Here is an 18,543-nt window from a genome sequence, read left to right as displayed (position 1 = left end):
CATGTTTTTTATGAAAAGCACGAACTTTTCAGCTCTCCGTATATACAAAATTGAGGGCAAACACCCTTGCCCTCAATTTTACTCTTCTACCTTTTTTTATGCAACAACTGATTAAATATTAAATTTATTCCATTTTCTCTTCCAACGGATCCGGGGTCCAGTTTTTCCTTCCGAATCTGGTCGCCAGAGTCAGCATTTCCTTCTGCAATTCTTTGCTGAACTGTCCTTCTTTCAGGCGCCACTTCCAGTTTGTTCCCAGAGTGGATGGCTGATTAATGCGGGCTGAATTATCAAGCTGCAGATAATCCTGAATCGGAATAATACATCTTCCGGCTACACTTCCCATAACCAGACGGATCATATTCCGGCAGATGCCTTTCTCATCATCGTGGAAGTTCCACAGATATTCCCGAACCATATGACGCTCCTCAGGAGTGATATCCCCATACCAGCCAAGCAGTGTCTCATTGTCGTGGGTTCCGGTATAAACCACACAGTTATTTGTGTAGTTATGAGGCAGATAATCACTGGCATTTCCAGTATCCCGCTCATCAAAGGCAAACTCGATTACCTTCATGTTTGGATAACCACTCTCCTCCACAAGACGCTTCACAGAATCAGTCATGAAACCAAGGTCCTCAGCAATAATGTCCTTGTGTCCCAACCGATAGGAAACGGTACGGAAAAGATCCATTCCAGGTCCTTTTTCCCACCAGCCGCGTTTTGCATCCTTATCACCATATGGAATCGCATAATATTCATCAAATCCACGGAAATGATCAATGCGGACAACATCATACATATTAAAGCAATGTGCCAGACGTTTGATCCACCACTCGAATCCGGTATTTTTATGCACATCCCATCTGTACAGCGGATTTCCCCAAAGCTGTCCTGTTGCAGAAAATCCATCTGGCGGACATCCGGCTACCTGTGTAGGCTCGTTATTTTCATCCAGTTTGAAAAGTCCTGGATTTGCCCAGGTATCTGCGCTGTCCATGGCAACATAGATCGGAATATCTCCGATAATACGAATTCCTCTTCTGTTTGCATACGCTTTCAGTTTCGCCCACTGTTCATAAAATTTGAACTGCATATACTCCTGGAATTCAATTTCAAAATACAGTTCTTTTCTGTAATAATCCAGTGCATTATTCCAGCGAAGACGGATGTCCTCCGCCCATTCTGTCCACGGAATTCCCTCAAAACGATCCTTCACCGCCATAAAAAGTGCATAATCGCCAAGCCAATGCGCCTGCTCCTGCTGGAATCTTACAAAGTCAGGATTTTTGGAAATATCGCTTCTCTCATAGGCTTTACGAAGAAGTTTGTATCGTCCTTTGTAAATTTTCTCATAATCCACATCATCTTCCCTGGAACCGAAATCCACAGCATCACACTCTTTTTCCGTAAGCACTCCCTCTTCGATCAGTCTTCCAGACTGATAAAATAAGGATTTCCTGCAAAGGTGGAAAAAGACTGATAAGGTGAATCACCGTAGCTGGTTGGTCCAAGGGGCAGAATCTGCCAACAGCCCTGTCCGGCTGCCTTCAACTGATCCACAAACTCATAGGCACTTTTTGAAAAACATCCAATTCCGTATTTTGAAGGCAGACTACTGATTGGAAGCAGCACGCCACATTCTCTCTGATTTCCCATTTTTTCCTCCCTGTTCAAAAGCATCATACTTTAGCATATATTGTTACACTTATTACAGTTTAACATACATGTTTATATCATGCCACAATTCATGTACTTAAATCAATATCATTTTTTCAAGAAATATAGTGTTTTTTCTAATAATAATGATATTTCTTTTTATTCTTCACCAGACAGGACACAGAACCGGTCAATCCCAGAGCTTCTGCCATATGCGTTTTCTCTCCTTTTTGCTTTCCCGATCTGTAAAGCAGCACAAAAAATCCGAAATCGGACCTTTTTTAATAGATTTAGTCCGATTTCGGATTATGATCAAGACATAGAAACAAACTGCTTACATGCATTCAGCTTAGATTTAGCAAACCAAATTTTATACATGTAAGCTATATTGTACCTTTCGCTTATTTAATAAATAGTTATTTAATAGCAGGCAATTTTACGCTGTTCGGCTTCCTCTTGTACCAGCCATTCTGGTACTGGTATCAAATTCACGAAGTTTCCGTTTGGATTCCTCGCTTAAATTTCTCGGTACCTGAACCTGGACGGTTACGTACAGATCACCGTAGACTCCAGCTTTTCCCATTACCTGGATACCTTTTCCTTTCAGACGGATCTTGCTGCCGGACTGTGTGCCTTCCGGGATGCGGCACATTACCTGGCCATTCAGGGTCTGGACTTTTGCCTCACCGCCTAGAGCAGCTGTGATGAACGGCACATTTACGGTGGTGTAAACGTCGGTGCCTTTTCGCTCAAAGCCAGGGCGCTCGCCTACATGAACCTTCAGAAGAAGATCCCCTGCGGGAGCACCTCCGTAACCTGGATTTCCTTTGCCTCTCAGACGGATACTCTTGCCGTTGTCAATTCCGGCAGGAATGTGAACTTTCAGAGTCTGTTTGCCACTGCCGTCTGCACCAGAAAGATTAATCAGCTTGTCGCAACCAAATGCTGCCTCGTTGAAGCTGATGGAAATTTCTGCGTTCAGGTCCTGGCCTTTCTGCTGGTGACTGCCACTAAAGCCGCTATTGCAGCTGTTTCCAAAGCCATCTCCATAACCGGTACCATCAAAACCGCCACTGCCGAAACTACCATTAAATCCGCTTCTAAAAGAGCCGTTTTCAAAACCAGAGTGACCAAAACCGCTTCCTCCAAATCCGTGTGCGGAACCAGCCTTTCCAGAATTGCTTCCTCCTCCGAAGCCTCCTCCAAACAGATTCTTCAGAATATCGTCCATGTCACCACCTTCGAAATGAAATTCCTGATAGCTGCCATCCGGACTTCTGTAAGCACCGCTATGACTATTTCCAAAACCGCCAAAGCCACTGAATCCAGAGCCGTCAAAGCCGCCGTTTCTATTAAAGCCACCTTCACCATATCCGGCACCGCCAGCACCTTCTTCAAATGCTGCATGACCGAACTGATCATAGAGTTTTTTCTTCTCAGGGTCACTGAGCACATTATATGCTTCTGTGACTTCCTTAAACTTTTCTTCAGCATCCGGATTTCCCGCGTTTGAATCCGGATGGTATTTCTTTGCCATCTTACGATAAGCTTTCTTTATAGCATCTTTATCCGCGCTGCGACTGATTCCCAGCACTTCATAATAATCTCTCTTTGCTCCCATACTGGTCACCTCTGACTCCTCATATTGCGAAATAAATTCATTACTGCCCACAGCTTTCATCCATATACTTTGTAATATATTTTCTGAATACAGTAATGTCAATTTATTGTAACTATTCAGTATCTACAAATTCCCCGGAATCTCTTCCGGGGAATTCTGTTGTCCATCTCCCGAACATCCACGGGAAATAACTTTTATTTTTGTTCTATTTGTAATATAACATTCATTCTTTTAAAAGTCAAGGTATGGAACATAATTTCATATTTTTTTCACATTAGGCTTTTTCAAACAGGCTTTAGAGTATTTTCAAGGTTACTGTTCACTGGTAACATTCCGCGAGGTGTTTTTTGTGAACAAAGTTCACAAAAAACCCGAGAATTGCGGCGCGAAATCATGCGAATGCATGATTTCTGTGCATCGCGAAGCGAGTTACTGGTCACGGAGTGAACAGTAACTTTTCAAGTCATATTTCATCTTCTTAAAATACGTTTTCTATGGTATAATAATGATACTTTACTATTTTCAGGAGATCTAAAATGAAAAAGAAACAATTAAATCTCACCTCCGGTCCTATTTTACGGACTTTGTCTGAGCTGGCACTGCCAATCATGGCTTCTTCCTTCCTGTCTACCGCCTACAACATTACAGATATGGCATGGATAGGAATGCTGGGCTCTAAAGCAGTGGCGGGTGTGGGCGTGGGAGGTATGTACGTCTGGCTCTCCCAGGGACTTTCTTCCCTGGCAAGAATGGGAGGACAGGTAAACATGGCGCATTCCCTTGGAAGAGGTGACCAGAAGACTGCCGCAGGCTTTGCACAGGCGGCTCTGCAGCTTACCATACTCTTCTCTCTTTTTGTTACCTTGATCAGTATGTTATTTACTAATCCGCTGCTGCATTTTTTTGCATTAAATGATGCAGCGACTTACAACAGTGCCAGAATTTATATGCGGATTACCTGCGGGCTGATCCTGTTTTCCTTCCTTTCCCAGGTGCTGACAGGTCTTTTCACAGCCCAGGGCGATTCCAAAACACCATTGAAGGCAAACTTCTTTGGTCTGATACTGAATATGATCCTTGATCCGCTTCTTGTTCTTGGTGTAGGACCATTTCCCAGATTAGAAGTTGTAGGAGCAGCAGTTGCAACTGTTACTGCACAGATTATAGTTCTGCTGATCCTTGTTACAGAAATTCTCCGTGACCACGGTGAAGCCAATGTACTACACAAAATCCGTCTGCTTTCACGACCGGATATTGCCTGTTTAAAAGGAGTCTTTCGCATTGGAACCCCCACTGCGCTTCAAGGAAGCCTTTACTGTATCATCTCCATGATACTCACCCGAATGGTTTCCGGATTCGGGGACGGTGCTATTGCCGTACAGCGTGTAGGCGGACAGATTGAGTCCCTTTCCTGGAACACAGCTGATGGTTTTGGCTCCGCCCTGAACGCTTTCATGGGGCAGAACTACGGAGCAGGAAAAAAAGACCGAATCAAATCAGGATACCATATTTCCATTCGGCTTCTGATATGCTGGGCTGCACTGATCACCATTGCCTTTGTATTTTTTCCACGACAGATTTCTGTGCTCTTTTTCCACGAGGAGGAGGTTATCCGGCTTTCCGTTGATTACCTGCGGATCATCGGATTTTCCGAAATTTTTCTCAGCGTGGAAATGATGACTGTGGGCGCCCTGTCTGGTCTTGGACGTACACAGCTTTGCAGTCTGATCAGCGTTGGCCTGACTGTTATACGAATTCCTCTTGCACTGGTTCTGTCAAACACTGCACTGGGACTGAATGGAATCTGGTGGGCACTAACACTTTCCACCTTTTCAAAGGGAATTATTTTTTATTTTGTGTTCCAGTATATTTGCGAACACAGTCTGTTAAGAACTACAAATAGATAAAAAAGATCCGACAGATGGTATTTTCATACCTGTTCTGTCGGATTTTTCTATAATAAAGTTTTACACTTCTGAAATTATTTTTCAGAAACAACCACCTTGATTGCATTCTTTTTCTCTCTGCTCAGGAAACAGGATACGATTTCCAGCACCAGCATGATAACCATAACCACCGCTGTCACAATAATATAACCGATCACACCAGAAGAACCGAACATGGAAATTCCGTTCAAGGCATCTGCAAAAGTGTTGATACTGTTTACGATCATTTTTCCAATGGAAAGTGTAATAAACACAACTGCAATCAGATTGAAAATATCCGCAATCACATAATCTGCAAATACGTAAATCCCACAGCACATAATGGCCAGTACAAGATAAAAATCAACAGCTTTATTAAACTCATTTACACGGTTTGCGTTGATACTGTAATAAATAATGCAGAACAGGCCGAGCAGAATATTTAATGCATTAAAAATGCCGCTGATTCTTTTTCCTAATATCTTATCTTTGATATTCATTATGCATTTTCTCCTCTCTTTTTACTCCAAACCAGCATTTCCAGATAGTAAAGTACAATAAACAGTATAGTAATTGTTCCAAATCCAATTGTTGCCGCTTTCAAAGCTGTTTTCCACCATGGAGTAATATGTACTACATGAGAGGTTTCATCCAGTCCATTAATCAGGATAGAATGAACCTGTGCATAAACATTGTGCTTGGTTGCATTACGCAGAGTCTGAAGCATGTAACCGTCACCATTTTCGATGGCTTCCGTAACCATGTCTTTACTGAGCACTACAGAAGAATCATCGGAAGCTCCGAATCCTGCCATATCCCAGCACCAGTAGTCAAGTCCTGCTGTAATGTTAGAAGTATAATGTTTCTTGTAATCCATATTTACAACCGCATCAGAAGTAACATGTCCTTTGTAAGCCCATTCTCCTCTCATAACAGTTGTAAGAAGTGCTGAGGAGCTTCCGCAGTAAGTGCAGCCGATTCTGTTAAATGCTGTCATACAACCCATTGCGCCGCCTTTTGTATAAGCTCCCTCAAAAGCTCGCAGATACTGCTCACGAAGAGCCTGTTCATTGGTAAAGGTTGCCGCACTCTCACGATGTGCTTCCTGGTCGTTTACAACCATGTGTTTATAGCCAAGGATAATTCCATATTTCTGAACGTTTTCAGCAACAACAGTTCCTACCAGATATCCCATGTTTCCATCTTCAGAATAGTAAGCAGAAGCTCGTCCGTTAAACTGTGTACGATGGCAGTTCGGGCCGCCAGACCAGATTTCTGTTGCGCCCATAAAATAAGCTTCATTTGCAGTCATGCTGCTTCGTTTCGCAACATCATCTTTATTCCAGGTGCAGGTCATAACAACGGTGGAAGGCCATACAATACCGGATTTTCCAGTAAGTTTGAAAGTTACCTGCTCCAAACAGTCCATATCATCCCCACGGTAGGTAGACGGCATTGCAATACTCTCAACTAGTACAGAACCGTTCTGGTCAGGGAGAATAGAAGCCATTTCTTCTACCGTGAGCTGGTCAAGGAATTTATCCCATGTGGCATCGTCATCGTAATCTACATCTTTCATTGCAACAAAGTTAATGCCAGCATCTACTCCCTGGGTAAAATCATCTACAGATGGTGCATCTTCTGGTTCTGTATAAAGATCACCATTTAAAGTTTTCATCATATCCTCAGTTGCAGTTACAGAAACCTGCTCTGCTGGATATGTTCCCTCCCAGTCACTTCTAGAAAGATAAGTTACAGTGTCTGTTCCAAGGTTATTTAAGTTGGCATCGTCGAACTGGTTTGTTACTTCCATATCAGAATAGCGGGACATTTTATAGGACTCTGTATCCAGTTTTACATTGTTCCAGGAGTATGCTTTCTCTGCATCTCCTTTAGCCTTCTCGCCCAATACATCTGTCATTCCCTTGGCACCTTTTGCAGCAAGAATATTGTTCAGGGCATCGTGTGCATCATCGCCGATGGCAAAGTAATAATCGCCTTCGCTTAAAATATAGCCTTTGGCATTGGTGTAATCGTAGCTTGCAAGGAGATATCTTTCTACTGGAATTTCCAGTGTCTCAGAAGCACCTGGCGCCAGGATATCTGTCTTATCAAAGCCCACAACCTGGACTGCAGATTTCTCCACATTGTTCTCTTTTTCATAATCCCCATATGGGGTCTGTGCATAGACTTCTGCAACAGATTTTCCAGCTACATCACCAGTATTTGTCACGGTAACTTTTACGTTGTAAGTATCTGTTGTTTCGTCATACTCTACACCATCAAGGGTCTGGGAAAAGGTTGTGTAGGAAAGTCCATAGCCAAATGGATAAGCGATTTCGTCATTATAATTCCATGCTTTTCCAGTTGAGGAACCAACTATACTGTCTGCATTTCCGTTTCCAAGTACGGTATCCTCATAACGGGTTTCATAATATTTATATCCTACATAAATATCCTCTGCATAGATCAGATAGTTGGAAACATACTGATCGCTGTCTGAACAATATTCCAGAACCTCATCCAGATTCGCCCACTCTGGCGTATTTTTCATCTGTGCATAGGTGATAGCCGGAGCTGACAGGGAATTTTTCGCATAGGTATCAACCAGTTTTCCAGATGGGTTCGCCTCTCCTTGAAGCAGATTTACAACACCTGTAAATCCAACAATACCAGGGGAACCAATCCACAGGCATGCATCCACATCATAATCATCCAGGTCTCCAAGCTCCATAGCCCAGTTAGAATTTACAAGAAGAATAATTTTCTTAAATACGCCCTGCTCTTTCTGTTCTTTCAGCATATTCAAAAGATCTTTTTCGTCCTGATGAAGAGCCAGCTGACTGATTCCCTCTGAATCTTCAAGAAGAAGGTCACAATCCTCACTTGCCTGTCTTGTAAGCATAACAACAGCTGCATCATTATACTGATCCTGCCAGCTATTTTTCAGATTTTCTGTGTAAAAATCTGCTGGTGCTTCTCCAATCTGCGGATCGTCAACAGATTTTACACGCATATAACCGCTCTCCTGATAAGCCTTTACCATTGTCTGATTAACATCATAAACGGACTCCATTGCTCCAAGATAAGTTACCAGTTCCTGGGTAGAATTAGCCGTAGAATGATAACTGTAAAAAGGTCCTGAGTAGGATTGCGGACCGCCAAAACCTGTACTTCCAGCTACACTTTCCGTACTCTCAATAGAATTTTGTCCAAAAAGTGTAATGCTGCTTCCAGCCGCCAGTGGAAGTGCATTGTTGTCATTTTTCAAAAGAACAGAACCTTCTTCCTGTTCTGCAACTGCCTGTGCTGCCGCATCATCCTCCAGCTGCTGCAGCTTATCTCCATCATAAATATCAGTTCCATAATCGCTTTTATAATAATCTGTATCAACATCTAAGCCTTCATCCGAAACTGTCTTTGTAGTTTCAATGCCAAGCACTGTGTTTAGTCTGCCCTCATAGGCCTCTGCCACAGGAGTTCCTATGGACACAACTGTAAGCAGACAAGCTGAAACAGCACCCAGACCACGGGTGATTTCCTTCTTGATTTTCATATGTTTCCTCCCATTTGATCAACAATAAATATTGTTTTTTGCTTTTCATGACCGCGCGTTCATCATGGTCAGGAGCTTAACACATACTCAAAAAGGATATTTTAAGATTTCGTAACAGGCATTCCAGATTTCGTAATTTGCACTTTATTTTGCGACAGGTATAATAATCGTCAGGCTGAACATGTGATTTTCCGCTGTAATATCCATACTTCCATTATATTTTTCCACACATTTTCTCACACTTTTTAACCCATATCCGTGACCATCATGTGCATTTTTTGTAGTCACAGGAAGCCCTTCTGAAAAGTTTATTTTCTCGTTTTCCATATAATTCTGTATCTGAATAAGGAGCAGATTTCCCTTGGTCCAAATAGATGTGGAAATCACTTTTTTCTCTTCGTCAGAAACCATAAGTACACTCTCAATTGCGTTGTCAATTACATTTCCAAGAATAGTATATAAATCCACAGCAGATATAAAATCCATTTTCTTCCCGTCTGCCACACAGGTTAATTCTATGTTATTTTTCATGCATACCAGTCTTTTCTGGGACAGCAAAGTATCCAGAACTTTACTTCCGGTTTCCACTTGAGAATCATAAGACTGGATAGTTTTACACACCTGTTCATAGTATGCTTTTTGCTGTTCTTCATCTGAGAAAAGCTTCAGTGGCTCCAGCTGTTTTTTTAGATCATGGCAGATCAGATTGATCCGCTCCACATCATCCTGTCTCAGCCGGAACAATTCCTTTTGTTTCAGCCGAACCTGTTTTTCCAGATCCTGCTCTCTCTGTTTATTCAATTTATTTTTGTAATCCATCTGTTCCCATAATACAAACAGACAACAAATCAGATCGTATGCTTTACATAGGTAATAGAGATTATTTTCTTCTGCATTAAACATGGTATCTGCTGCAATACTAAGCCCCAGAGCGAGCATGATAATAAGGAAAAACGACATCATAGAGAAACGAATATCCACATCATAATGTCCATTTTCAGGTAATTTTCTTCCGATAAACCAGTACAGCAAAAGTGCAATGCACACTGCACACACAATATATGCCGGTGCATAAACCGGTATTCCATGAACTGGTCGAAACAAAATCAGATATACACAATAGCTGATATGCTGTACTGCATAGGCACATGTAACGCTATACAAAGCCTCTTTCCAGGAAATTTCGTATGCAAAATAACTGCTGAATACAAACAAGGTAAACTGCATGATGTATGTAAAAAGCCCATGAGAAAAGGGCGCAGAACAACATACGGATATCAGAAAGCCAAGGACAATTCGCCATGCAAAGTGTTTTCTTTTCTGAATGCCAATTGAAAATAACAGTATGATTGGGAACACGTTGATTGAAAAAAATGCATGTCCTATGTATATGGGAATTTGGGATAAAATTTCTGATACCATCAGCGCAGCCCTCCTTTGTAATAATCAAGTAATGCCTGTTTTACCTCTTTTTTCTTCGATCGGCTGACTTTTAATTCTGTTTTATCATTCAAGGTTATAATATCCTTTTGAAAATCTGTGACGTATTTCATGTTAATGCAAAAGGAACTGCTGCAGCAGATAAAATGATAGTCTGCCAATTTTGCCGCAAATTCTTTCAGGGTAGAAAGAAGCTGATATTCTTCATCTACCGTAAAAATATGCAGCCAGTGATCACGAATCTCCACATAAACAATCTCATCGGAGGACACTTTTTTCATCCCGTCTTTGTATTCCAACAGAATATTAACAGACTCCTGGCCTTTCACAGACTTCAGGGCTTTTTCCAGTTTCATAGAAAAAGAAAAATATTTTATAGGCTTCAGGACAAAGTCCAAGGCACCCACTTCGTAACCATTGATTGCATATTGCGCCATGTTGGTTATAAATATAATCAGCACTCTTTGATCCCTTTTTCGGATTTCTCTGGCAGCATCCATACCATTCATTTTTGGCATTTCAATGTCCAGTAAAAGAACATCATATATGGGTTCGTATTTAAATACCAATTCATTTCCATCTTGAAAAAAAGACGCCTGGATATCTATATTTGTTTCTTTTTTGTAACGCTCAATATATTCGGAAATTGTCTTCTGGAATGAGGGATCATCCTCTGCTATTCCAATTCTGAACATCCTATTGTTCTCCTTTTCCCTGATATAAGTAATTCTAAAAACTGCAATATTCACTCAAACTGCTTCAGATATTCCCCCACCGACCGTGTCATTTCTTTTGAAAAATCGGAATTATATTTTCTTTTGCAGAAGGCTTTGCACCAGTCTTCGAAGGTGGAATTTTTGTATTGGTGACTCAACATTTCGCGAAGTTCAGTGTCGTCCATACTGCGGTAGGTATTCTCATGGACAATATGTTCCTGTGCACATCTCTGGGGTTTAGAGCGATTCTTTTGCTGCTGGGTGGGCCAGCCAAATACCAGCATAACAGCTGGAAAAACATAATCAGGCAGGTTCAGAAGTCTTCTTTGTTTCTCATAATTTTCCATAATATCACCAATGTAGCAGGAACCGATACCAAAGCTCTCCGCTGCCACAACTGCATTTTGTGCGGCAATTGCCGTGTCTGTCACCGCAAGCATAAGGTCTCCTATACCTGGTTTTCTTGGCTCACAGCCAGCTTCCAGATATGCATCATACCACTTCTTGCAGTCAGCACAGAATACCAGTACCATAGGTGCTTTCGCAATAAATGGCTGGTAGTCGCAGGTCTCAGATAAAGCCTTTTTCAATTCTTCATCTGTAATGTCCAAAATAGTATAAAGTTGCTGACAACCTGCTGTAGGCGCCTGGGCTGCGGCTTCAAGGATGACCTTCTTCATCTCCTGCGGAATGGACTTTTCTTCGTATACGCGCATGGATTTTCTATTATATAAACTTTTTATAATTTCATTCATTTTAAATTTCTCCCTTTTCCTCTAAACAGCTATCATCGAATGACATAACCGTATAAAAATTATCTTTCTTCGATTTTTCTTACAAAAAAACAGATATTCCCAATAATAATACCGAGAAATATCTGTTTTTTCAAGTCAATATGGAGTCCACAATTTAAGCAGTCTGTGCGCTGTCTTTCATCATCCTGTAATAGCAAGGGATCAGAAATGCACACGCACCGAACTAAGCCAGTGGACTGGCAATACAGACAGCCGTATAGCCATTCTTCAATAAAAAAACGATTCGGGTATTGTCATTTCTGATACAGATATTGACATTTTTTTAAGAAGTATTACAAAGTAATTTCCTGATCACGTAAAAAAGCCCTCGGATGCCAGAAACATTCGAGGACTTCTTCTTTTATTTTTATATTTAAACTTGTTGGGTTTGGTTAAATTGCTAACAAATTCTTAATTGCTTCCATATACACTTCCACAGCCTCTTCCATCTCGGAAACAAGAATGAACTCATCTGCACCGTGAATACGATAATCCACACCCAGCTTTTCCGGACCAAATGCAATAATATTTTTCAGAGATTTGGCATAGGTACCACCGCCAATTACCATTGGTTTGTTCTCCGTGTCGCCAGTCACATCCACATAAGCCTTGTACAGGGCATTTACCAGCGGAGATTCTCTTGGGAAGAACAACGGATTACCGATTTCCCCCACCTCAATACGGCCATTTTCATCTTCCAGATTACCCTCTATACGATTCAGAATATCATCCTTTTTGAAGGTTACAGGTACACGGATGTCGATGGTGCAGGAAATCACACCATTCTCTGTTTTTACGATTCCATTGCAGAAGGTCAGCTCACCAAATTCATCGGCAATTTTAAGGCCAACACCGGAGCCATCACAGGCAGTTCCAATGTGCTGATTATAAAATTTAACAAAATCGTCTTCAAAGCCTGCCTTTGCAAGACATTCCATGGTAACACCTGCTGCGTTGATACCAAGTGTCGGGGTGCTGGCATGAGCCGGTACGCCTTTTGCATAAATGGTGATCTGGTTTTCGGTTTCCGTAACTTTATATTCCTGCAGTTTTGTTTCGGAAAGCATCTGCTCCAGTTTCTCCTTAAGACCAGCTTCTGCCGGAATCACAGTGGTACAGTTATCGCATACTGCGTTGGAAACAAAGCCACCATTCATGGAGATAATTCTGGTATTTTTGGAATATGCCATCATGGACATATAGCCTTTTTCACCATGAATACATGGGAAATTTGCATCAGGTGTAAAGCCGCAGGATAACTCTTCCTCTACCTCATTATAATGTGCCATACATTTGGAACCGGTCTCCTCATTGCATCCCATGATCAGACGGACTCTTTTGTTCAGTTTCACACCGGAATCCTTTAGAAGTTTCATCGCATAGAGAGCTTCAATTACAGGTCCTTTGTCATCTGTAGTTCCACGTCCGTATACATGGTCGCCATCTCGTGTCAGCTTAAATGGATCGTAGGTCCAGTCACCACCTACAGGTACAATATCAAGATGACCTGCAATACCTACGATTTCTTCGCCTTCTCCCATTTCGGCGTAACCACAGTAATTATCAAGATTTACGGTTTTAAAACCAAGCTCTCTGGCAATTTCAAGCCCGATCTCAAGTGCCTCTGCCGGTCCTTCTCCGAAAGGTTTCCCCTCTGACGGGGTGCCAAGCTGGGAATCAACGGCAACCAGCTTTCCAAGATTTTCAAGCATTTCCTCAGATAATGCATGGATCTGTTCTCTTGTATTCATAGATGTTATATTTCCTCCAAATTCTATTTTATCTGTGCAGAGCATTTCCACCAATTGTAATGACTCTCCCGGGTAACGTCTTTTCACAGCTGCTCCAACAGCTGCTTCTCCACATTTTCAAAGCCAATTCTCTCAATAGTCTCCGCAAAACGTTCTCCCTTTATTCCATTGTCACGGAAGAAAAGAATGGCCTTTTCAATTACATCCAGGGCTTCTTCTTTGGATGTAAAAATCCGGCCAAGGGCTTTTCCCTGAGATACTTTTTTACCCCAGCGTCCACCTATGTATATCTTATAGCCGTAAGCGCCGTCCTCAATGGTATGGAACGGACATTTTCCAACACAGCGGCCGCAGTTTTACATATGTTTTTGTCAATCTGAATCTTCCCATCAACCACCTTTGCCACTTTGTTTGGACAGGCAGCCTCAATGGCACATTTCTTGCAGCCTTTACATACATCTGCATTGACATTTGGAATTCTCTGTCCAATAATTCCTACATCATTCAGGTCTGGTTTCACACAGTTATTCGGACAGCCACCCACTGCAATCTTAAATTTATGCGGAAGTGCAACCTCCCTGTAACCTTCATAAAAACGTCTGTAAATTTCTTCTGATACTGCGTAGGAATCCAGAAGTCCATACTGACAGGTGGTTCCTTTGCAGGACACTACAGGACGTACCTTTGCCCCTGTTCCACCTGTTACCAGGCCTTCTTTCGCTATAAATTTCTGAAATTCTTCAATCTTGTCATAAGGAATTCCTGGGATTTCCACAGAGAGTCTGGTGGTATACAAAAGCTCACCGTTTCCGAATTTTTCTGCTGCATCTGCCATACAGCGATGCTGTGCTGCAGTTACTTTTCCATTTGTCGTGAGAACTCTTGCAGAAAACAGATCGGTTCCTCTGTTATTCAGAAAGCCCATTCCTTTTACTCTTTTTTCATCCTCCGGGCTGATTGTTAATGCTGACATTTTTGATACCTCATTTCCTGTTACTATTCACTGATAATTTTTTCATCTGTGAATTCTATTATAGCACCTGAATTGGTGTTTGAAAAACGTTTTTCTCTGTGGTATTCTATAAGCATATAAATAATACAAACCGGAGGGATAATTTCTATGTTAATTTGTGATTATATTGTAGAATCTATTGACGGCGACTACGCCCATCTGCGCAGGACAGATCTTCCCGAGGAAGAACTGAAGCTGGTAGCAAGAGCGCTTCTGCCATTTGACATTACAGAAGGATGCAGATTACATTATGAAATGATGCAGTATACCATAGTTGACTGATATACTGCATAGTAATTCATTCGATTGTAAAACAACATTCAGGCATTTTCCAGCTCCGCATTAATCGTATCTTCACTGGCTGCCATTGCCTGCAGTGTCATGGTCAGAAGTTTTTCCAGTTCCCAACCAAGCTGCTGCGCACCGCGCTCAATTACTTCCCGGGAGCAGCCTGCTGCGAAACCTTTGCTTTTGTACTTTTTCTTCAGGGATTTCAGTTCCATATCCTTAGTGCTCTTAGACGGACGCATTAAAGCTGCTGCCCAGATCAATCCGGTAAGTTCGTCTGCTGCAAAAAGCACTTTTTCCATCTCCTGTTCCGGTGCTACATCAATCGTTACACCGCAGCCTACGGTTATTCCATATCCGTGAGATACCACACTGTGTATCACATCTTCGCCTACCCCTGCCTCGCGAAGCATTTCCGGTGCTTTCAGGCAATGCTCTTCCGGATAAAGCTCGAAATCAATGTCGTGAAGAAGCCCTACGATTCCCCAGTATTCAGCATCCTCTCCATATCCCAGTTCGTTTGCATACCATTTCATGACAGCTTCCACAGTCAATGCATGCTGGATATGAAATGGATCCTTGTTGTATTTTTTTAATAATGAAAAAGCCTCGTCTCTTGTGATTGTTTCCATTGTTGTCACTCCTCAAATGTCTGTATCTGAACTTGATTTCCGGATTTTTCTCCAATTACCCTCACTCACGAACATGCTGTAAGGTCCTGCTCCCGATTTTTCTTTATTGTCAAGCGGATATTCCAGGTCCGCTTCGCTACGTAGCTCTACACCGAATAACTGCGCCGCAGTTTATTCGGTTAAATCTCCTCTTTCTTCGCAAGCAGTGCCTCGCATGCAGCACATGCCGGACAATCACAGTATTTTTCGCCTGCGGCTTTGCGCTCTTTTGCGTGAAGCAAAACATTTTTCACACCATCTGCACCAAAAACCTTAGCTCCCATATCAGACTCAGCAAAGGAAATCAATCCCTCGATAGGCATAATATCCGCTTCCATCTCTGCAACGTATGCTTTGGCTGCATCTGCTTCTTTTTCCGTTCCAACAGCATCCAGATAATTTTGTGCTGCGTCTTTGATCTCTTTACAAGCGGATGGTGCTGCTAATAAATCCCCGGTTAATTCACGAATTGTTTTTTCCATAATAAAACTCCCTTTCTGAAGTGTGTTCTTTCTATACTCTGTTTACCACATGAGCATATTCATGATTTGGAATAAAAGAAAAACCTTGCAAATACTATACATCGTTCTTTATTTATATACAACCATTTTGAGGAAAGTAATAATTTTGATACCAGTGTCAAAAGGTCAAAAAGCCTTATCGTGCTTGCACGATAAGGCTTTTGAATATCATAATTTTAATTCCCTGATAACAATTTTTTCCAGGGTTCGTATTCTTTCATATAAGCAAACTCTTCTGCGTTTCTGAAGCCTTCCAGCAATTCTTTTTTCATTTCTTCCGTATATGGATTTTCAACTTCCTGGAATTTCATATGTTTGTATAATTGGGATTCCTGAAAATCACATATGGTATCCACATTGTTCAGCAATTGCTTTGCAACCTGGAAAGTGCCCTCCACATTGTTCTCTGCGGTCACAACATTCAACATTGCTGCACATTCATTATATTTTCCCATATCAAATCCTGAAGCTAATGTACACATTTTCTCTGCCAGAAACCTTGCGTATCCATGGTCTTTTTCCTCAAGAGCCTTAGTAATCATGATTCCAAAAGCCAAATTCAAGGTGGTATACTCTGAAAAAACAGCCTTTTCCAGCATCTCAAATGCCTCTTCTTTTTTCCCCTGCTTCATATATAATTGTCCCTGCTTCACCTTTTTCATGGGATCATAATCGGAAAAATAGTTTAAATATTTTTCTGCCATTTCATAATTCTTTTTTCGCAAATAGAAGCCGAACAGGGAATCAGCTGCATAGTGCTGAATTTTTTCATCTTTATCACTCAGCGCCATTTCGTACCAGGAATTGATCTGCTCATCGTACCTGTCCGGATTCTCGCACATGCCAATGATCCGGCGCGAATCAAGCATTACCGCAATCTGCCAGATCAGCAGATTGCAGTTTGGATATTCTTTTATGGTATTTACAGCCCACTGATAAGTCTTCTCAAAGCCTTCCTCAGAAAACATTTTGTCCATTTTGTGGATCATCTCTTCGATTTCAAGGTCAGTCAGATTTTCGCGAAAAGACAACAGGGTATCAAGGGAAATATGCAGTAATCTTGCAATAGGAGCTAACAATTCAATATCAGGATTGGAGTTCCCATTTTCCCACTTATTCACCGCCGGAGTGGTTACTCCCAGACGTTTTGCCATTTCTTCCTGCGTGTAACCTAATTCTTTTCTATATTTTTTAATCACATTTCCAATATTCATCATATTTTTCTCCTGAGTCAAGCGGATATTCCAGGTCCGCTTCGCTACTTGCTCATAACCGAATGCTGCTTCGCAACTTATTCGGTTAAAATTCCAAAAGCTTTTGTGATTAAAGCATAGCAGAATTGACAGATAAGCACAATTGAATTGTTGTTAAATACATTTCATATTTTTTAACTGTTAGGAAAGTTAAAAATCCAATTACAAATTTTATCAGAAAAGGCAGGTAAATAACTTTTCTCGACCCTCTTTTTAAGCTTTGCAATATACTTATTACGAACATCTTTCCCATATTTTGCATATCCTAACAGCAGAAGTCAAAAAGGAGTCTCTGTATGAAGAATAAAAAATGGATCTCACTGGCAGCAGCTGTGATTCTTGCAGTAACTGCACTGCCAGCCACAGTCTTTGCTGCAAAGGATGGAGAATCAAAAGAGGAGCTTACAAAGGTTACCTTAAACGAAGTGGCGCATTCAATTTTCTATGCACCGCAATATGTGGCGATTGAAGAAGGGTATTTCGCAGAGGAAGGGCTGGATCTGACACTTGTCACAGGATTTGGTGCGGATAAGACTATGACTGCTGTCATTTCCGGAGAAGCTGATATTGGATTTATGGGGGCCGAGGCATCTATCTATGCCTATCAGGAAGGAGCCACTGATCCGGTTGTGAATTTCGCACAGCTCACCCAGAGGGCTGGAAACTTCCTTGTGGCAAGAGAAGAAATGCCGGATTTCACATGGGATGAGCTGAGAGATAAGAGAGTTCTTGGTGGTCGTAAGGGTGGCATGCCGGAAATGGTATTTGAGTACATTTTAAAGAATCATAATATTGATCCGGCGTCGGATCTGGAAATCGACCAGAGTATTGATTTTGGTTCCACTGCAGCTGCATTTACTGGCGACATGTCAGCAGATTTTACTGTTGAATTTGAGCCTTCTGCAACTGCCCTGGAAAGAGAAGGAAAAGGTTATGTAGTGGCTTCTCTGGGCGTGGATTCCGGCTATGTCCCCTATACTTCCTACAGTGCAAAGACCAGCTTTCTTAACGAAAACCCACAGATTATCCAGAGCTTCACAAACGCCCTTCAAAAAGGCATGGACTATGTACAAAGCCATTCCCTTGAGGAAATTGCGCAGGTGATTTCCCCACAATTCCCGGAAACAGATATGGATACTCTTACCGCAATTGTCAAGCGTTATTATGAGCAAGATACCTGGAAAGAGAATCTGATATTCGAAAAAGATAGTTTTGAACTTTTGCAGGATATTCTGGAGAGTGCAGGAGAATTATCTGACAGGGCAGATTGTGAAAACCTGGTTACAACTGCATTCGCTGAAGCTGCGATTTCTTAAAAAAGTTGCTATTTAATGTG

15 protein-coding genes and 1 pseudogene are annotated in these 18,543 nt (G+C 41.7%); 3 read left to right on the top strand and 13 right to left on the bottom strand.

All coding sequences use genetic code 11. The features are described from left to right. Window positions 1-124: 124 nt before the first annotated feature. A pseudogene (gene malQ / locus DW904_RS16155) lies at window positions 125-1,659 on the bottom strand (4-alpha-glucanotransferase). 436 nt (window positions 1,660-2,095) lie between these two features. Continuing rightward, window positions 2,096-3,280 (bottom strand): DnaJ C-terminal domain-containing protein, encoded by a 1,185-nt coding sequence (locus DW904_RS16150; protein ID WP_118582743.1) that lies wholly within the window; start codon window positions 3,278-3,280, stop codon window positions 2,096-2,098. 536 nt (window positions 3,281-3,816) lie between these two features. Between DW904_RS16150 and DW904_RS16145 the strand changes: the two genes are divergently transcribed. Next, on the top strand, window positions 3,817-5,187 hold the full coding sequence (locus DW904_RS16145) for an MATE family efflux transporter (protein WP_118582675.1): 1,371 nt from the start codon (window positions 3,817-3,819) through the stop codon (window positions 5,185-5,187). Window positions 5,188-5,261: 74 nt separating this feature from the next. Here the strand turns inward: DW904_RS16145 and DW904_RS16140 are convergent, their stop codons facing one another. The 8 genes from DW904_RS16140 to DW904_RS16110 form a co-directional block, all read right to left on the bottom strand. Beyond that, on the bottom strand, window positions 5,262-5,705 hold the full coding sequence (locus DW904_RS16140) for a hypothetical protein (protein WP_118582672.1): 444 nt from the start codon (window positions 5,703-5,705) through the stop codon (window positions 5,262-5,264). Continuing rightward, window positions 5,705-8,761, bottom strand: a complete 3,057-nt coding sequence (locus DW904_RS16135; protein WP_118582669.1) for a glycoside hydrolase family 3 protein — start codon at window positions 8,759-8,761, stop codon at window positions 5,705-5,707. Before DW904_RS16135 ends, DW904_RS16140 begins: the two co-directional genes overlap by 1 nt. Window positions 8,762-8,905: 144 nt before the next feature. After that, window positions 8,906-9,925, bottom strand: coding sequence for an ATP-binding protein (locus tag DW904_RS16130; protein WP_173773116.1), 1,020 nt, complete (start codon window positions 9,923-9,925; stop codon window positions 8,906-8,908). Window positions 9,926-10,182: 257 nt separating this feature from the next. Continuing rightward, window positions 10,183-10,896, bottom strand: coding sequence for a LytTR family DNA-binding domain-containing protein (locus DW904_RS16125; protein ID WP_118582663.1), 714 nt, complete (start codon window positions 10,894-10,896; stop codon window positions 10,183-10,185). Window positions 10,897-10,946: 50 nt separating this feature from the next. Further along, window positions 10,947-11,672: a nitroreductase family protein gene (locus DW904_RS16120; protein WP_118582660.1), complete on the bottom strand. Its 726-nt coding sequence runs from the start codon at window positions 11,670-11,672 to the stop codon at window positions 10,947-10,949. A 431-nt stretch (window positions 11,673-12,103) separates the two neighbouring features. Continuing rightward, complete coding sequence (locus tag DW904_RS16115; RefSeq protein ID WP_118582740.1) at window positions 12,104-13,462, bottom strand: M20 family metallopeptidase; 1,359 nt, start codon at window positions 13,460-13,462, stop codon at window positions 12,104-12,106. An 83-nt stretch (window positions 13,463-13,545) separates the two neighbouring features. Beyond that, window positions 13,546-13,746: a hypothetical protein gene (locus DW904_RS25825; protein ID WP_347562174.1), complete on the bottom strand. Its 201-nt coding sequence runs from the start codon at window positions 13,744-13,746 to the stop codon at window positions 13,546-13,548. Beyond that, window positions 13,743-14,435 (bottom strand): hypothetical protein, encoded by a 693-nt coding sequence (locus DW904_RS16110; protein WP_347562172.1) that lies wholly within the window; start codon window positions 14,433-14,435, stop codon window positions 13,743-13,745. The genes DW904_RS25825 and DW904_RS16110 overlap by 4 nt, the downstream gene beginning before the upstream one ends. Before the next feature lie 147 nt (window positions 14,436-14,582). On the opposite strand from DW904_RS16110, the gene DW904_RS16105 reads away from it, so the two are divergent. Next, window positions 14,583-14,756 (top strand): chorismate--pyruvate lyase, encoded by a 174-nt coding sequence (locus DW904_RS16105; RefSeq protein WP_118582657.1) that lies wholly within the window; start codon window positions 14,583-14,585, stop codon window positions 14,754-14,756. A gap of 38 nt (window positions 14,757-14,794) precedes the next feature. On the opposite strand, the gene DW904_RS16100 is transcribed toward DW904_RS16105, so the two are convergent. The 3 genes from DW904_RS16100 to DW904_RS16090 all read right to left on the bottom strand — a co-directional run bounded on the left by DW904_RS16100 (window position 14,795) and on the right by DW904_RS16090 (window position 17,171). Then, window positions 14,795-15,394 (bottom strand): HDIG domain-containing metalloprotein, encoded by a 600-nt coding sequence (locus tag DW904_RS16100; RefSeq protein ID WP_118582654.1) that lies wholly within the window; start codon window positions 15,392-15,394, stop codon window positions 14,795-14,797. A gap of 179 nt (window positions 15,395-15,573) precedes the next feature. Next, window positions 15,574-15,915 (bottom strand): molecular chaperone Hsp90, encoded by a 342-nt coding sequence (locus tag DW904_RS16095; RefSeq protein WP_118582651.1) that lies wholly within the window; start codon window positions 15,913-15,915, stop codon window positions 15,574-15,576. Window positions 15,916-16,130: 215 nt separating this feature from the next. After that, window positions 16,131-17,171, bottom strand: a complete 1,041-nt coding sequence (locus tag DW904_RS16090) for a helix-turn-helix transcriptional regulator (RefSeq protein WP_243110452.1) — start codon at window positions 17,169-17,171, stop codon at window positions 16,131-16,133. Between the two features lie 332 nt (window positions 17,172-17,503). Between DW904_RS16090 and DW904_RS16085 the strand changes: the two genes are divergently transcribed. Next, window positions 17,504-18,523: an ABC transporter substrate-binding protein gene (locus tag DW904_RS16085; protein WP_118582648.1), complete on the top strand. Its 1,020-nt coding sequence runs from the start codon at window positions 17,504-17,506 to the stop codon at window positions 18,521-18,523. Window positions 18,524-18,543: the final 20 nt, after the last annotated feature.

The organism is Ruminococcus sp. AM42-11, from assembly GCF_003480145.1.
GTDB lineage: Bacteria > Bacillota > Clostridia > Lachnospirales > Lachnospiraceae > Blautia_A > Blautia_A faecis.
Note: the sequence above shows the minus strand (reverse complement) of the source record. Positions and strands in the feature narration are given on the sequence as shown.